General features: G+C 51.2%; 12 protein-coding genes. 7 read left to right on the plus strand and 5 right to left on the minus strand.

Annotated features, from left to right (window positions below; genetic code table 11):
- Positions 1 to 251: 251 nt before the first annotated feature.
- A complete protein-coding gene (locus PK28_RS05725; protein WP_044512305.1) occupies positions 252 to 3,509 on the minus strand; it encodes a TonB-dependent receptor in 3,258 nt (1,085 codons plus the stop codon).
- Positions 3,510 to 3,656: 147 nt separating this feature from the next.
- Positions 3,657 to 4,319: a C40 family peptidase gene (locus PK28_RS19525; RefSeq protein WP_082016976.1), complete on the minus strand. Its 663-nt coding sequence runs from the start codon at positions 4,317 to 4,319 to the stop codon at positions 3,657 to 3,659.
- Positions 4,320 to 4,356: 37 nt separating this feature from the next.
- On the opposite strand from PK28_RS19525, the gene PK28_RS05735 reads away from it, so the two are divergent.
- Positions 4,357 to 5,769 carry an FAD-binding oxidoreductase gene (locus PK28_RS05735; protein WP_044512306.1) on the plus strand — a complete coding sequence of 471 codons (1,413 nt, stop codon included), beginning with the start codon at positions 4,357 to 4,359 and terminating at the stop codon, positions 5,767 to 5,769.
- Between the two features lie 32 nt (positions 5,770 to 5,801).
- A complete protein-coding gene (locus tag PK28_RS05740; protein ID WP_044512309.1) occupies positions 5,802 to 6,209 on the plus strand; it encodes a sugar 3,4-ketoisomerase in 408 nt (135 codons plus the stop codon).
- 144 nt (positions 6,210 to 6,353) lie between these two features.
- On the opposite strand, the gene PK28_RS18885 is transcribed toward PK28_RS05740, so the two are convergent.
- Positions 6,354 to 6,863 carry an acyl-CoA-binding protein gene (locus PK28_RS18885; protein ID WP_048825643.1) on the minus strand — a complete coding sequence of 170 codons (510 nt, stop codon included), beginning with the start codon at positions 6,861 to 6,863 and terminating at the stop codon, positions 6,354 to 6,356.
- 126 nt (positions 6,864 to 6,989) lie between these two features.
- Here PK28_RS18885 and asnB point away from each other — a divergent pair, with 126 nt between their 5' ends.
- The 5 genes from asnB (at position 6,990) to PK28_RS05770 (ending at position 13,950) form a co-directional block, all read left to right on the plus strand.
- Positions 6,990 to 8,894: an asparagine synthase (glutamine-hydrolyzing) gene (asnB, locus tag PK28_RS05750; protein WP_044512311.1), complete on the plus strand. Its 1,905-nt coding sequence runs from the start codon at positions 6,990 to 6,992 to the stop codon at positions 8,892 to 8,894.
- 48 nt (positions 8,895 to 8,942) lie between these two features.
- On the plus strand, positions 8,943 to 10,283 hold the full coding sequence (locus tag PK28_RS05755; RefSeq protein ID WP_044512314.1) for a UDP-glucose dehydrogenase family protein: 1,341 nt from the start codon (positions 8,943 to 8,945) through the stop codon (positions 10,281 to 10,283).
- Between the two features lie 76 nt (positions 10,284 to 10,359).
- Positions 10,360 to 11,310 carry a UDP-glucuronic acid decarboxylase family protein gene (locus PK28_RS05760; protein ID WP_044512316.1) on the plus strand — a complete coding sequence of 317 codons (951 nt, stop codon included), beginning with the start codon at positions 10,360 to 10,362 and terminating at the stop codon, positions 11,308 to 11,310.
- Positions 11,311 to 11,545: 235 nt separating this feature from the next.
- Positions 11,546 to 12,802 carry a glycosyltransferase gene (locus tag PK28_RS05765; protein WP_156126260.1) on the plus strand — a complete coding sequence of 419 codons (1,257 nt, stop codon included), beginning with the start codon at positions 11,546 to 11,548 and terminating at the stop codon, positions 12,800 to 12,802.
- Positions 12,799 to 13,950 (plus strand): glycosyltransferase family 4 protein, encoded by a 1,152-nt coding sequence (locus tag PK28_RS05770; RefSeq protein ID WP_044512320.1) that lies wholly within the window; start codon positions 12,799 to 12,801, stop codon positions 13,948 to 13,950. The genes PK28_RS05765 and PK28_RS05770 overlap by 4 nt, the downstream gene beginning before the upstream one ends.
- 13 nt (positions 13,951 to 13,963) lie before the next feature.
- Here PK28_RS05770 and PK28_RS05775 read toward each other — a convergent pair whose 3' ends face one another.
- Together PK28_RS05775 and PK28_RS18890 are read right to left on the minus strand one after the other, a co-directional pair.
- On the minus strand, positions 13,964 to 14,761 hold the full coding sequence (locus PK28_RS05775) for a glycosyltransferase family 25 protein (RefSeq protein WP_044512322.1): 798 nt from the start codon (positions 14,759 to 14,761) through the stop codon (positions 13,964 to 13,966).
- 39 nt (positions 14,762 to 14,800) lie between these two features.
- Positions 14,801 to 15,811, minus strand: a complete 1,011-nt coding sequence (locus PK28_RS18890) for a glycosyltransferase family 2 protein (protein WP_048825644.1) — start codon at positions 15,809 to 15,811, stop codon at positions 14,801 to 14,803.
- Positions 15,812 to 15,827: the final 16 nt, after the last annotated feature.

The raw sequence follows: 15,827 nt of genomic DNA on the forward strand, positions 1-15,827 counted from the left end.
TTCATATGACGGTTTAAGTGAAAAACGATACAAAAGTAGCAGGCTTATTGAAGTCTGCTACTATGAACATGTTAATAAAAGAAAGTTATATTGTGAATTACTGTCCAGCTTGGCTAAAGCTATTGTCTTAAAGCGTATAACCAATAAAACCATCGGATTTGGAGAGTGTGATAGGAGGGGGGTGTGCTGATAAAATGCAAAAAGGGCGGAGATATATCTCCGCCCTTTTCATTTCGGTAGGCTGAAACTCGTTAGTTAAACGAGTAGCGCAGGCCCAACTGGCCCTGCCAGCGGGATGAAAGCTGGCTTACCTGATAGGGGTTCTGCACATTAGTGTACTTGTAAATGGGTGCACCGGTGGTCTTGTCCGTACGGTAGCCCAGCAGGCTGTACGCCTGGTTAGGTACGAAGTACTGACGACCCCAATCCTTGTTGATCATGTTGCCAATGTTGAACACGTCCAGGGTAACTTCCAGCGTGTGCTTCTGCTCGCCGCTCATGATATAGAAATCCTGGAGCAGGCGCAGATCCACCTGGTGCGACCAAGGCGTGCGCGCTACGTTACGCTCCGTAAACTGGCCTTTCTGATCTTTCAGATACGGGTCACGGTTCACGAAATCAATGAACTGCTGGCGGATCTGGTCGGGCGTACGCGTATCGGAAGCACTGTTGGGCTCAAACACCATGGTGTTCAGGTCAGCCGGAACGAACAGCAGGTCGTTGCCGGATTCGCCGTCACCGTTCACGTCGTTGCTATACAGGTACGTGTAGGGCGTGCCTGACTGGCCGGCGTAGAACAGGGAGATGCCGGTAGCGAAGTTGTTGGCATACTCTTTCCGGTACGTGGCCGAGGCAATAACGCGGTGGCGCAGGTCGTAGTTGGAGTAAGCCAGGGCCGGGTTGTTAGGGTCGCTGGACACCTGGTTGAAGCGCCAGTTGGAATACGCCTGGCTGGAAGTGCCGCTGTTCACATCCTTCGACTTGCCGTAGGTATAAGCCGCCAGCGCCGATAGGTTGTTGTTGAAGGTCTTTTCCAGTTTACCCGTCAGCTGGTAGGTGTAGCCTTTATCCGTGTTATCCAGCAGGATAACGTTGGTGTAGGTGGGGTTAATCTTACGCGCCGAAGAGTTGCTGTTGTAGAACGGACGGCCATCGGGCGCCGTGGTAGTGGAAGGCTTCAGGTTGATATCCTTGTAGAGAATATCCTTCACCGTGCGGGAGTACAGACCTTCTACCGTAGCCACAATGTTGCCGGGCAATTTGCGGTCGATGGCCAGGTTAGAGCGGAACTGCTGCGGGAACTTGAAGTTCTTGGCCGTTACGTCAATTTCCGAAGAAGCGGCGTTCAGACCCAACTGCTGGGCCGTAGGCTGGGCGCTGGGGTCAGCGTAGAACTGAGCCGGAGCATTCAGCGTGCCGTTGCTGGTGAACAGCGAGATACGGGAGATATCCATACCGGTGTTACCGTACTGGTTGGAAATCCACACGTAAGGCGGACGACCGGCGAAGATGCCCGTACCACCGCGTACCTGCGTGGTCTGGTCGTTAAACACGTCCCAGTTAAAGCCCAGACGCGGCGAAACCAGCAGCTGACGGGTAGGAACCTCCGTGGTAGATACATCGAACAAGGGACCAAACTCACTGTTGAAAGTGGCGTTGTTCAGCGGCTTGGTGGGCAGAATTGGCAAATCCACGCGGATACCGCCGGTCAGCTTCAGGTTCTCCAGAACGGAGAATTCATCCTGCAGATACAAACCCAGCTGGGCTACTTTAAACTGCGCTGAGGGGTTGGTGCCGGCTACTACCGGGTAAGAGTAGGAGTAGGAGTAGGGGTGCGCCGTAGGCTGATATACCGGCTGGCCGCTTTCGTCTACTACTGGCGTGCCATTCTCATCTACCTGCTGCACGGGGTGGTTCGGGTCGCTGTTCAGGAAGTCATCCACCGAGCGGAAGGAGTAGTTGCCGAAAGCATCGCGCAGGAAAACGTTCTGGAATTTGAAGAATTCGTTGTGCGTGCCCAGGGTCAGTACGTGCTTGCCAGCGAAGTGCGTGAAGTTGTCCGTAACTTCCACAATGTCCTGGTTCAGGCTGTTGCGGTTGGAGAAGGTTTCACCACCAAAAACCAGGGTAGAGTTAGAGCCACTCTGAATGCTTACCTGCGGGAAGGGGTTGCCCTGGGGGTCACGCTTCTCGCGGATGCGCTGGTAGCCTACAATCAGGTTGTTCGAGAACTTGGGGCCCAGCTTGCTGTTCAGCTCCATCACCGTGGAGTTGGTCTGGCTGTTGAAGCGGTAGCTGTTGTTCTCGAAGCGGAAGTTGGTGTTCGAGCGGCTCAGGTTGTCAGTAAACGCATCCACAAAGTTGTGGCGCAGCGTCAGCTGGTGGTCGGGGCTGATGTTCCAGTCCAGGCGGGCAAACGCTTTGTTGCTTTCCGTCTGGTTGGTGAAGTCGCCGTAGCTGCCGGGGTCGTAGTTGTAGTTCTGGAGCAGGAACTGGCGCACCCGCTCTGCTTCTACGGCCGTAATGTTGGAATAGCCGGGGGTACCGGAAGCCACACCATCCGGACGAATGCGGGTCAGGATAGGCTCGCTACGACGGGCAATTTCACCGTTTACAAAGAAGAACAGCTTGTCCTTGATGATAGGACCACCTACGCGGAAACCCGTCTGATAGTCCTTAAACTCGGTAGCTTTGGTGAGGTAATCCGTAGCATCCTGACGCAGCAGGTTCTCGTTACGACCAAAGGCAAAAACCGAGCCTTCTACTTTGTTGGTACCGGAGCGCGTAATGGCGTTAATACCGCCGCCCGTGAAGCCGCCCTGGCGTACATCGTAGGGGGCCAGTACTACCTGGAATTCCTGGATAGCGTCCAGCGAAATAGGCTGGGTGCCTGCCTGGCCACCAGGCGTGCCGCTGGGGGCCAAACCGAACAGGTCGTTGTTTACAGCCCCGTCAATGGAGATGTTGTTGTAGCGGTTGCTACGGCCGCCCAGGGAGTTACCGTTGGCCTGCGGGGTCAGACGGGTGAAATCCTGGAAGCTACGGCTGATGGTGGGCAAACGCTCAATCTGCTCGCGCTGTACCGTGGTAGCGGCACCGGTGCGGTTGGAGTTGATAACCGGATCCTGCGCACTGGTTACAGTTACGCCGGCCAGCTCCGTTGTCTCTTCGCTGAGGTTGATGTCCAGACGCTGGTTCTGACCCAGCGACAAAGACAACCCTTCCCGAACTGCCTCTTTGTAGCCAATGAAGGTTACGCGCACGGTGTAGGGACCACCTACCCGCATGTTCTGAATGTTGAACCGGCCCTCGGCATTAGTGGGGGCCACATACTGGGTGTTGGTAGGCGTATGAACGGCTATAACCGTTGCTCCTGGCAAGCCCGCGCCGGCCTTGTCGGTAATAATACCGTTCATGGCCGCGGTGGTCGTACCCTGGCTCCACCCCATCTGCGCTGAAAGTACTGTCAGCAGCAGAAGGAGAAAGTGGCGTAAACCTAAATTCTTCATAAAAAGGGAAATTGGTGAAAAATGAGGATGCCTCGAAATCGGACGCAAAAGTACGGATACCCGCCCGGGCTACATGTTATCGAATTATTAACAATGTGCTCCAGATGCGCCCATACCCCGATTTGGCCGCAAAGGTACGCCTAACTATTAGATTCTGGGTCGTACCGCTTTAATAAATCGACTTAGATAATAGTCAGATTCCAGGCTGTTTTCCACTACGCCAAGGGAAGTGGAAGAGTGGATGAATTGCACTCCTTCGGTAGATACGTCTGTTACCAAACCTACGTGCGTAATAGTGCCACTGCCCGGCGAAGCCCCAAAAAAGATCAGGTCGCCGGCCTGTAACTCCTGCGGGCGGATGGGGGTGCCCCACAAGGCCTGCTCATTAGAGGAGCGCGGAATAGGCACCTGAATGGCATTAAAAGAAGCCAGAAGCAGGCCCGAGCAATCCATACCCATGCGGGTGGTGCCGCCGTACTTATAAGGCGTGCCCTGGTAGGAGCGGGCCGTTTCGATAACGGTATTGATTTCCCGGCGGGTTGGGGCTGCGCTGCCTTTGCGCTTGGCTACCACTTTGCTGCGGCCGGCCGGCGTAGTGCGCACGGTCTTGCTCTTGCGGGCTCCGCCGCGGCGGCGCTCCTCGGCTTTAATGCGGGCCATCTCACGGGCCGATACATAATGGCCGTTGCGGTAATTTACTTTTCGGGTGCTGTTACAGCCCGTCAGAAACAGCACCAGAGCCAGTGTGGTATAGTAAAACCAATGAACCCTGAACGTCGAAACCTGTACCTTAGCAGAGTAATGCCTCATCGGGGCAAAGATAAGCGAGTTCCTCATCAAGCAGAAAATGTCTGAGTTTCAAATCATCACCCCGGCGCTGATAGAGGCCTTTGAGCGCATAGTAGGCGTCACGCACGTTCTCACGGCCCAGCGCGTGGATGCCGACGTGTATGCCGACTACGGCCGGGACCATACCGAAGACTTGCATTTTGAGCCGGGTGTTGTACTTCGGCCGGGTAACGCCGAAGAGGTCAGTCAGATTGTGCGGCTGTGCCACGAAAACCATCTGCCGGTTACGCCCCGCGGTGCCGGCACGGGGCTGAGCGGCGGCGCTTTGCCCGTGCATCAGGGGGTAGTAATAAGCGTGGAGCGGCTCAACAAAATCATTGAGATAGATGAGCGCAACCTGCAGGCTACCGTAGAGCCCGGGGTTGTAAACGAGGTGTTTCAGAATGCGGTGAAAGAAGTTGGCCTTTTCTACCCGCCCGACCCTGCCAGCAAAGGCAGCTGCTTTCTGGGCGGCAACTTGGCCCACAGTAGCGGTGGCCCCAAGGCCGTGAAGTATGGCACCACCAAGGACTATGTGCTAAACCTGCAGGTAGTGCTGCCCACCGGCGACATTATCTGGACGGCAGCCAATACCCTGAAAAATTCCACCGGCTACAATCTTACCCAACTTATGGTGGGCTCAGAAGGTACACTGGGGATTATCACCAAGGCTGTGTTTCGACTGCTGCCGTATCCGCAGCACAATATTCTGATGCTGGTGCCTTTCCGCCGGGAGGAGCAGGCCGCCGAAGCGGTGGCGGCTGTGTTCCGGGCCGGCATTATTCCCTCCGGTATGGAGTTTATGGAGCGGGAAGCCATTGCCTGGTCTTCTGATTATCTGAAAATCCCCCTGACGCTGCCCGAGGACATCCGGGCCCACCTCCTGATTGAGTTGGACGGGCAGGATCTGGACCAGCTATACAAAGAAGCGGAGCAGGTATACAGGGTACTGGAAGGCTACGACGTAGGTGAAATCCTGCTGGCCGACAATGCCACCCAGAAAGACGAGCTGTGGAAGATCCGCCGCAACATCGGCAATTCCGTGCGCTATAACTCCGTGTATAAGGAAGAGGACACCGTAGTGCCCCGGGCCGCGCTGCCCACCCTGCTGAAAGGAGTAAAGGAAATTGGCGCGCGCTACGGTTTCAAAAGCGTGTGCTACGGCCATGCCGGCGACGGCAACCTGCACGTGAACATCATCCGGGGCAACCTGACCGACGAGGAATGGAATGTAGGGTTGCGTCAGCCCATCACGGAGATTTTTGAGCTTTGCGTAAAGCTGGGCGGTACTATCTCCGGAGAGCATGGCATCGGGCTGGTGCAGAAAGGCTATATCGGCATTGCGCTGAAAGAAGCCAACCTGAACCTGATGCGCGGCATTAAGCAGGTGTTCGACCCGCATGGCATCATGAACCCCGGCAAAATCTTTTAACCAACCGTGCTGCTTCCTTCGTTGCCTTCTGCATGCTAGCTCCCCACCTCATCGATTTTTCGAAACTGGGGGAACCCGATATCGGTTTTATTTCTGTGGCCGAGGAAGGCCGTACGCTGCCCTTCGTGCCCAAACGCACCTTCTGGACTTACCATACCCCGGAAACCATTGTGCGGGGCCGCCACGCGCACTACAAAACCGAGCAGGTGCTGGTGGCGCTGTCGGGGCGCATTATTGTGGTCATTGAGCGCCCTGATGGGAAGCTGCTCAGCTTTCGCCTCGACAGTCCGCACCAAGGCGTGTACATCCCGCCGAACAGCTGGCACACCATGCAGTACTCCGAAACCGCCATCCAGCTCACGTTTGCTTCCGAGCTTTATGATGAGGCGGACTATATCCGCAGCTACGAGCTGTTTCGGGAAGTATGGGGCCAGAAGTAAGTGCTGGTCAGCCCAAAAACAGCTAGTAAATAAGATTATTAAAAAGCAGGTCGGCTCTTTTTCCTCTCCTAATGGAAAGGATAAAGCCGGCCTGCTTTTGGGGGGCCTCTCTATACCGTTGGCTGGCCAAGGAGGCCGAATTGCTTATTGCTGCGTTTTCAGTTCGTCTTCGCCGCCGTAGGGTGTGCCGGTATTCAGGTTACCGCGCAGGCCGCCGGCTGAAATACCAGGCCCTTCCCGCTGGGCTTTTTCCGTCCCGGGGGAAGGTAGCTCATGCGCCGTTTGGTCGGTTACCTGGTCGGGCGTAGCGGGCTGGCCGCTCCCCGTGAGCAGTACCGCTTCCTGGTCAAGCGGTCCGGCTATTTCTTCCACTCGCTGGAGGTAGTGGCGCTTCGCAGCTTCCTCGCTCATGCCTTTGTATTTGCTCCAGGAGTCCCATTGCGCCTGCGACATACCTTGGGGGCCGTCAGGGTTGTCGTGCTCCTCGGTATCTACGGTATCCGGCTGGGTATCATGGTCGCCTTGGGTGGCTTGTTTATATAAGCCGTAGAGCTCCGTCATATGGGGGCCGACCTGCTCCTCGGGTAAGCCGTCTACGCGCGCTACCGCGGCTTCAAATTGCTGTTGTAAATCCATTTGTTGCTGCAGATTCATAGGAAGGAAAAGCTAAAGAAGAGGATTATAGTAGGCTTTACTCTGGGGCTGCGGGTTTGGTTACGAGGGGCGGATGCACTTTTTCAAAACTTGCTACCCGATACTTCGTACTTTTGCCCGCTAATTATGTGTGGAATCACCGGAGTATTCGCTTTTACTGAAGCAGGCCGCAACTCGCTGGCTTCGCTTCATGCTTCTACTGACGCTATCAGCAGCCGCGGGCCTGATTCGCAGGGACACTATGTATACGATAGGGTAGGCCTGGGCCACCGGCGCCTGAGCATCCTGGACCTATCGTGTGACGGCAACCAGCCGATGACCGATGCGGCCGGCCGCTACACTATCATCTTCAACGGGGAGATTTTCAACTTCCGGGAACTGCGCCAAAAGCTGGTGAAGAAAGGCTACACCTTTCATTCGCAGACGGATACTGAAGTTATTCTGCAATTGTATATCACCGAAGGCCGCGGCTTTCTGAAAAAGCTGAATGGCTTTTTCTCGCTGGCTATCTACGATAAGGAAGAAGATTCCCTGTTCATTGCCCGCGACCGGATGGGCGTGAAGCCTCTGCTGGTGTACCGCGACGAGGACAAGATGCTCTTCGGCTCGGAAATGAAGGCCCTGATGGCCCTCGGCGTGCCGCGCAAGCTGGACTACGCCGCGCTCAGCCATTACCTGCAGCTCAACTACATTCCCGGCCCGGCCACCATTTTCAAAGGAGTGAAAAAACTCCTGCCGGGCCATTACCTGTATATAAAGGGCGAGAAGGTAGTTCGCAAGGCCTGGTATCGTATTCCCTATGACCCCAAGAAGGTTGCTAAAAACAAGCTCACCTACGAGCAGCAGCAGCAAAAGCTGGTGGAGCTGATGGATGAGTCGGTGGCGCGCCGTTTGGTAGCCGATGTGCCGCTGGGCTCTTTTCTGAGTGGTGGTATTGATTCATCGGTTATTACGGCGCTGGCGGCCCGCCATACCCCGCACCTCAATACCTTCAGCATCGGTTTCCGGGACGAGCCCTTCTTCGATGAGACGAAGTACGCCAACCTGGTAGCCAAAATGCATAAGACCAATCACACGGTCTTCTCTCTCACTAATCAGGACCTCTACGACCACATCTTCGATGTGCTCAACTACATTGACGAGCCTTTTGCGGATTCTTCGGCGCTGGCCGTGTACATCCTCAGCAAGCGCACCCGCGAAAAAGTAACCGTAGCCCTTTCCGGCGACGGCGCCGATGAATTGTTTGCCGGCTACAACAAGCACATGGCTGAGTGGCAGGTGCGCCGTGGTGGTCCTAAAGCAGAGGCCGTTGCTGGTCTGGGTATTCTGTGGGAGTTGCTGCCCAAGTCACGCAACTCTTTTATTGGCAATAAAGTCCGGCAGTTTCAGCGCTTCTCCCGCGGTATGAGCAGCGGCCCAAAAGACCGTTACTGGGACTGGGCTTCCTTGGCTTCGGAGCAGGATGCCCGTAGCCTGCTCAGCGCTGCCTCCAAGCGTAAAGTGGGTAAAAAGCTGGTGGAAAAGCGCCGCAAGGACATCCTCCAGCACCTGCGCGCCGACGGCGACCTGAACGAGGTACTCCTCACAGACATGAACCTGGTGCTGCCCTACGACATGAATGCGAAGGTGGACCTCATGAGCATGGCTAACTCGCTGGAAGTACGCAGCCCCTTCCTGGATGTGAACGTAGTGAACTTCGCCTTCTCGCTACCCGTTGAAAGCAAAATCGACGCGAAGATTAAGAAGAAAATTGTGCAGGATGCCTTCCGGCCCATGCTGCCCGAGGAATTATATAAGCGCCCGAAACACGGATTTGAAGTACCTTTGCTGAAATGGTTCCGCAATGAGCTCCGTCCTCTCATCGAAGATGACCTGCTTTCGGATGCCTTTATCGAGTCGCAGGGAATATTTGATGTGGATGCGATTCGCCGACTTAAAGTACAGCTCTTCTCCCGCAATCCCGGCGACGTGCATGCCCGCATCTGGGCGCTGATTGTGTTCCAGCACTGGTGGAAGAAGTGGATGATGTAACGCACATTTTTTTCACCAATAACAGACTTTCAAACGCATAAAGGCGATATGAAAATAGCAGTAGTAGGTACCGGATATGTAGGCCTTGTAACGGGAACATGCTTTGCTGAAGTCGGCATTGATGTAACCTGTATCGATATCGACCAGAAGAAAATAGATAACCTACACAACGGTATCCTGCCCATTTACGAGCCAGGCCTGGAGGAAATGGTGTCGCGCAATGTGGCAGCTGACCGACTGCATTTCTCTACCAATCTTGGTGAGGCTATTAAAGATTGCGACGTTGCATTTATTGCTGTCGGCACGCCTCCCGGCGAAGATGGCTCCGCTGATCTGAAATATGTTCTGGCCGTAGCTCGTGGCATTGGTGAGCACATGACGGACTATGGCGTTATTGTGACCAAAAGTACGGTTCCGGTAGGCACAGCAGCCAAAGTGCGCAAAGAAATTGAGCGGGCCCTGGAAAAGCGTGGCGTTGATATCGATTTCGACGTAGCTTCTAACCCCGAGTTTCTGAAGGAAGGTGCTGCTATTGATGACTTCCTGAAGCCCGACCGTATCGTGGTAGGCGTATCATCAGAGCGGGCTGAAGAGGTGATGAACAAACTCTACAAGCCTTTCCTGCTCAACGGCCATCCCATCATCTTCATGGATATTCCATCGGCCGAGATGACGAAATATGCTGCCAACTCGATGCTGGCGACCAAAATTTCGTTTATGAACGATATTGCCAACCTGTGTGAAATCATGGGTGCCGATGTGAACATGGTGCGCAAAGGCATTGGCTCTGATGCGCGTATTGGTACCAAGTTCATCTACCCCGGCATCGGCTATGGTGGCTCCTGCTTCCCCAAAGATGTAAAGGCCCTTATCAAAACGGCCGCCGAGAATGGCTATGAGATGCAGGTGCTGAAGGCGGTAGAAAGCGTGAATGAAGCCCAGAAAGAAGTGCTGTTCGACAAAGTAGTGAAGCACTTTGACGGCGCCCTAAAAGGCAAGAAGATTGCCATCTGGGGCCTCTCATTCAAGCCCAAAACCGATGATATGCGTGAGGCGCCCTCCCTAGTTATCATTGATAAGCTGCTGGCCGAAGGATGCACTGTAACGGCTTACGACCCGGTTGCTATGGAAGAAGCCAAACATACCCTGGGCGACACCATTACCTATGCCAAGGATCAGTATGAAGCTGTTATTGATGCCGACGCCCTACTAATTGTTACTGAATGGCCGGAGTTCCGCTCTCCTGATTTTGAGGTTGTGGGCCGTTTATTAAAGGACAAGGTGGTCTTTGACGGCCGCAACATTTACGAGCCTCAGGAAATGGAAAAGATAGGCTTTGCCTATCACTGCATCGGAATCCGTACTAATCACAAAGAGCCGGCCGCTTAGCGTTGTTAGCTGTCAGGTAAAGCGAAGATCTGGCAACAGAATTGAAGGCTAACAGCCCAAATAAATAACTAAAAGCATGTCTGAAAAGAAACGTATCCTGATTACAGGCGGAGCAGGCTTCTTAGGCTCGCACCTATGCGACCGATTTTTAGCGGAGGGTTACCATGTTATTGCCATGGATAACCTCATCACTGGCGACCTTAAAAACATTGAGCACCTGTTTGGCAAGGAGGATTTTGAGTTCCATCACGCCGATGTGTCGAAGTTTGTATTCGTGCCCGGGAAATTGGATTACATCCTGCATTTTGCCTCGCCTGCTTCTCCCATTGATTACCTCAAGATTCCGATTCAGACTCTGAAAGTCGGCTCACTTGGTACGCACAATCTGCTGGGCTTGGCCCGGGTAAAAGGCGCGCGGGTACTTATTGCCAGTACCTCAGAAGTGTATGGCGACCCAGAAGTACACCCTCAGGTGGAAGAGTATTACGGTAACGTAAACCCCGTAGGGCCGCGTGGCTGCTACGATGAGGCCAAGCGTTTCCAAGAGGCTATTACAATGGCCTACCACAACCATCATGGCCTAGAAACCCGCATTATCCGCATTTTCAATACATATGGCCCCCGGATGCGTCTGGATGACGGCCGTGTATTGCCGGCGTTCTTGTCACAGGCGTTGCGCGGTGAGGCACTTACGGTATTTGGAGATGGTTCACAGACGCGTTCCTTCTGCTATGTAGATGACCTAGTGGAAGGCATCTACCGCCTATTGCTGAGCGACTATCATCTGCCCGTAAATATTGGTAATCCCTCTGAAATCACTATCAAGGAGTTTGGCGAAGAAATTGCTCGTCTTACCGGAGTAGAGTTTAAGCCTGATTACCGCCCACTGCCCGAAAATGACCCTTTGAAGCGCCGACCAGACATTACAAAGGCTAAAGAAATACTGGGCTGGGAACCTAAGGTTGACCGCGCGGAAGGTCTGCGTCGCACTCTGGAGCACTTCAAACAACATGTTACCTCTTGGTAAAAGCAAAATAGGTATGCCCGTCTTTCAGTTATGTTTCGATAGACTTTAAGACGGTATCAAGGCATTTTGATGCAAGGCGCTGGTCGAACCATGGCTGTTGTTTCGTTTGAGATTTTCTGAACGAAGCAACAGCCATGGTTCGACCAGTCAGCATAAGGCAACTACCCATTTCTGAAATGCTCCTGCTCTCTTGCCGATTCACTTCCTCTTCGCTTATCCAGAACAGACCCTATTTATGAGTTCTTCCGATTTAGAAAAGAATGTACTACTACTGATTCCGAATCTTGGTTTTGGTGGTGCACAGCGGGTTTTTCATGACCACAGCGTGGAATTGGCTAAGCACTATAAGGTGACAGAAGCAGTGTTTAACCTGGAAGGCGGAAATACGTATCCCAGCGGCAACGACATGGTAAGTCTGGAAGTGAGTGGAGGAGGAAGTGCAGTTGAAAAAATAAGAAACTTTGGTCGTCGCATCGGGCGACTACGCCGTCTAAAGCAACGTTTGCATACGAAAGTATGCGTAAGTCACTTGGAAGGAGCCGATTACGTGAATCTGCTTAGCAAGGGCTCTGAGAAAGTAGTGCTGTGCATCCACGGCTCTAAACTGCACGATGGCAACATTAACGGCATAGTGGGTTGGTTACGAAAAAAAGTACTGATGCCCGGCCTATATAACCGCGCTGACAAAATTGTTACGGTGAGCCGCGACATCAATCCGGAACTGATAGAAGGTTTTGGCGTCAATCCGCAGAAGTTGGTCACCATCAACAACTTCTTTGAGGTAAGTCAAATTGAAGCGAAATCTAAAGAACCCCTGTCTGCTGAGGAGCAGATGGTGTATGGAGCAGCTCCAGTTCTGGTCACCTCCGGCCGTCTCACTATCCAGAAAAACCAAGCACCCTTGCTAGATTCGTTTGCCGCCCTGCTTAAGCGCCGGCCGGCCAAGCTGGTTTTTGTGGGCGATGGGGAACTGCGGAATGATCTGACCCGCCATGCCCGCGAGTTGGGGTTGCATGTGTACGAAGCCTGGAATCAGGATACACTCACGCCTGAGTACGACGTGTACTTCATGGGTCTTCAGCAGAATCCGTTTAAATACATTCGTCCGGCTTCTTTGTTCGTGTTTCCATCCGCGTGGGAAGGGTTCCCAATGGCTCTGGGCGAAGCCATGATTTGTGGGGTACCTGCCGTAACTACGGATTGTCCCACGGGCCCACGTGAAATTCTGGCGCCCAGCACGTCAACGCCTCGCATAGGCATTAGAGCTGCAGAAATGGCAGAATTTGGTGTGTTAATGCCCATGCTAAACCAGCCGGCTACATTGCCTGCTGATCAGCGGGTTTGGACGGAAACAATTTACCAGTTGCTGGGTGATGCAACAGAGCGGCAGCGGCTAGGATGCTTGGCCAGCCAGCGAATGCAGGATTTTAGCCGCGAAAAAATATTCAGTCAGTGGGTAAACCTGCTCGACGACGTACTGGCACAAAAATGATTCAGTCTTCTGCCAAGCCCATCATCCTCATTGTCGATAACTCAACGGCCGTAACGGGTGCCCTAAAGGCTATAGGGAATGCTACCGATCAACTACGTCACCGTTACGAGTTTGTATACGTGCTTCCCAGCGGCAGCAGCGGCCGCCATGTGTTAGAAGACGCAGGCTACAGGGTACATGAGTTGCCGTTCGTTGAAATCAGCAAACGAGTGCGTAGCCTTTTACTGTATGTGCCCATGCTACTGCTTAACGGATGGCGGCTAGCTGCGCTGGCGCGCCGGGAGCAGGCCCGTGTGCTACACATGAACGACTTCTATAACCTGGCTGGCCTCATAGCCCGGCTACTCACTGGACTTCCTCTCGTAACGCATGTGCGTTTTTTGCCACACACACAGATGCAGCCTTTGGCTAAAACATGGCGTTGGGTAGCAGAACATCTGGCCCAACGTGTAATATGCGTTTCGCAGGCAGTATACTCGTATTTCCAACCATTGCCTCATATACATGTAGTATACGACCCCATTCCCGAAGGGGAGAAGTATCCCCCCACTGATTTATCTCCTCGACCTGATGGGACTGTTCGCCTCCTGTTTTTAGGAAACTACATTCCGGGAAAGGGGCAGAACTATGCTGTAGAGGCGTTTAAAAAAGCCTTTTTTCAGCAACCATCGTTACGTCTGCACTTTGCTGGTGGAGACATGGGCTTGGAAAAAAATCGGGAATACCGTCGGCAGTTGGAATCAGCTGTGGACAAAGCTGATTTGAAGGATATAGTAACATTCGGAAGCTTTGTTCAAGATGTGGAAGCCGCCATCAAACAAGCTGACATAGTCCTGAATTTCTCCGAATCAGAATCGTTTTCTCTTACCTGTCTAGATGCCTTATACTTCGGCACGCCCCTTATTGCCTCAGACTGTGGAGGGCCTGCTGAACTATTTGAGTCTGGAAAGTCGGGCTTGTTAGTGCCAAACCGTAATGTATCAGCTATGGTAACAGCTATTTTACAACTTGGCTCCGACATTCAGCTTCGTCAAGACATGTCAATAGCAGGCCGAAGTTATGTGCGGAATAAGTTCAGTGGGGAAGCCACTTACCAAAAACTGGGTAAGCTGTATAATGCTTTATTGAAAAACATACAATTAAGATAGTGGATCAGCAGCCTTATTTTGCAAAATAAGGCTGCTGATCCACTATCTTAATTGTATGTTTTTCCTGAATCATCTTATTATATTTAAAGTGAATCAAGGAGGAAAGTATAGGGATGTTATACTGTTTAACAAACTGTGCCACCTTACTTTTGAACGAGGCCGTCTCTGAATAATTAAGTGTGCTAAGAAAAGGATATGGAATGACATTCGCTGGATAGTAGCAGCGAAAAGAAGAAAATGCACCTCTTTCGAAGAAAACGCCCCATTGGTCTGCTGTAACTGATACAGGGACAATTCTTTCACTCATCTTTTTAGCTGCAGATTTAGTAATAACATAAGCCATACTAGAAGCTATGGTGTGCAGATCAATAGGATAAAATAAGGTAGCATCATTCCCTACTTTAATAGCATTACGCTTGCTGAGGTATGTGCAGTTCTCGAAGTGGCCATAATAGGAAAGAGAAATAACTTCGTCAGACTGTATACTATGTTCAATATTGCGTAATATAGTCTGTATATTATTTGGAAGCGCTGCATCATCTTCTAAAACAAGAGCATATTTGTCATTCCTATCTGCGATTAACTCATTAATTTTCTTGTGCGAAAGTGCACAAGCAAGAGCACCTTGAGTTAAACAAGGATTCTTGCTTACAGCTTCAGTATCACTCAGATTAGCCAAACCAATTGGTCCTAATTCTTTGTAGTCTACAGCATCAATGATTTCAAAATCAATACCTAATGATTGTAAGTGCTTGGTAATATAAGTGCGGCGGTCTTCCGCTCTTTTCAAACTAACAACGTAAGCTTTCATGTGTAGATGATTGTGAAGTGAGTAAATCAATTAATAGCATTACTTGATATACTTAATTAAAGAATTAGTTATAAATTTAACTTTTTGAAAAAAAGTTAGTGAATTATATTTTGATAGAGTGCTTTTTTTATAAATCGACCAATTTCGAGCAAAAGGTAACGGATAATTATAGCAAAACTCAAACCAACGTTGGCTTATTCCTCGCTTGAGAGCCTGTGGATGAAAAATGGGGAATACGGAATTGTGAAATATAATACTAATTAGCCACTGTTCCACGTCAGAATGTGTGAGGTTGTTCAGTGGTTTGTTTAGCATAGAAACTAAGTTAAAGATATATAATGCTTTGTTATCTGCTGGAAAGTTCCAAGATTTTAAAAAAGCACTACGTACGTCATCCGATACAGATGAACGTTCACTGAGTATAGATAATTTTTGCTTTTCCTCTGGAACCCTATATTTGATAAGACTGTCTTGGATATTATGCAACTTAATTTCTTTTATATAGCGGACAAAGAAATCATAGTCTTCAGTCTGGCGTAGGGAGACGTCATAATACATGCCTTCCTCTCTAAAAAGGGAGCTGCGCATCATTACGGATGGGTTGCCCGTAGGTAGAGTGAATAAAGTGAGAACCTGTGTGTCTTCTGGATGTTCTGGATACCGGTTGCAAAAAGTGCTTGCTCCAAAATTTTGCATCCAACTCCCCACAATATTGATTTCTGGATGACTGTCCAAAAAATTAACTTGTAAGGACAGCCTGTCTGGACGGCATATGTCGTCTCCATCCATTTTTGCTATATATTTCCCCTGAACGTGTTGCAAGCCAACCATGTCGCTCCCAGCACGTCCTAAATTCTTCTTATTTATAATTAATTTTATTCTGTTGTCAATAATGGATTTAATGATATCTACAGTGTTATCAGTAGATAAATCATCGATGACGATAATCTCAAAATCAGAAAAGGACTGATTTAACAGGCTTTTAATAGTATCATGGATAAAGGGAGATACATTATAAACAGGAAGTAAAACGGAAACTTTTGGTGTCATGTTTCTGATAAAAAAG

Source organism: Hymenobacter sp. DG25B (genome assembly GCF_000801315.1).
In the GTDB taxonomy this organism is placed as follows: domain Bacteria; phylum Bacteroidota; class Bacteroidia; order Cytophagales; family Hymenobacteraceae; genus Hymenobacter.

Coding starts and splice junctions, on each gene's coding strand:
- PK28_RS05755 (WP_044512314.1), top strand. CDS start 8,943: ATGAAAATAGCAGTAGTAGGTACCGGATATGTAGGCCTTGTAACGGGA.
- PK28_RS19525 (WP_082016976.1), bottom strand. CDS start 4,319: ATGAGGCATTACTCTGCTAAGGTACAGGTTTCGACGTTCAGGGTTCAT.
- PK28_RS05770 (WP_044512320.1), top strand. CDS start 12,799: ATGATTCAGTCTTCTGCCAAGCCCATCATCCTCATTGTCGATAACTCA.
- PK28_RS05775 (WP_044512322.1), bottom strand. CDS start 14,761: ATGAAAGCTTACGTTGTTAGTTTGAAAAGAGCGGAAGACCGCCGCACT.
- asnB (WP_044512311.1), top strand. CDS start 6,990: ATGTGTGGAATCACCGGAGTATTCGCTTTTACTGAAGCAGGCCGCAAC.
- PK28_RS05725 (WP_044512305.1), bottom strand. CDS start 3,509: ATGAAGAATTTAGGTTTACGCCACTTTCTCCTTCTGCTGCTGACAGTA.
- PK28_RS05735 (WP_044512306.1), top strand. CDS start 4,357: ATGTCTGAGTTTCAAATCATCACCCCGGCGCTGATAGAGGCCTTTGAG.
- PK28_RS05765 (WP_156126260.1), top strand. CDS start 11,546: ATGAGTTCTTCCGATTTAGAAAAGAATGTACTACTACTGATTCCGAAT.
- PK28_RS18885 (WP_048825643.1), bottom strand. CDS start 6,863: ATGAATCTGCAGCAACAAATGGATTTACAACAGCAATTTGAAGCCGCG.
- PK28_RS05760 (WP_044512316.1), top strand. CDS start 10,360: ATGTCTGAAAAGAAACGTATCCTGATTACAGGCGGAGCAGGCTTCTTA.
- PK28_RS18890 (WP_048825644.1), bottom strand. CDS start 15,811: ATGACACCAAAAGTTTCCGTTTTACTTCCTGTTTATAATGTATCTCCC.
- PK28_RS05740 (WP_044512309.1), top strand. CDS start 5,802: ATGCTAGCTCCCCACCTCATCGATTTTTCGAAACTGGGGGAACCCGAT.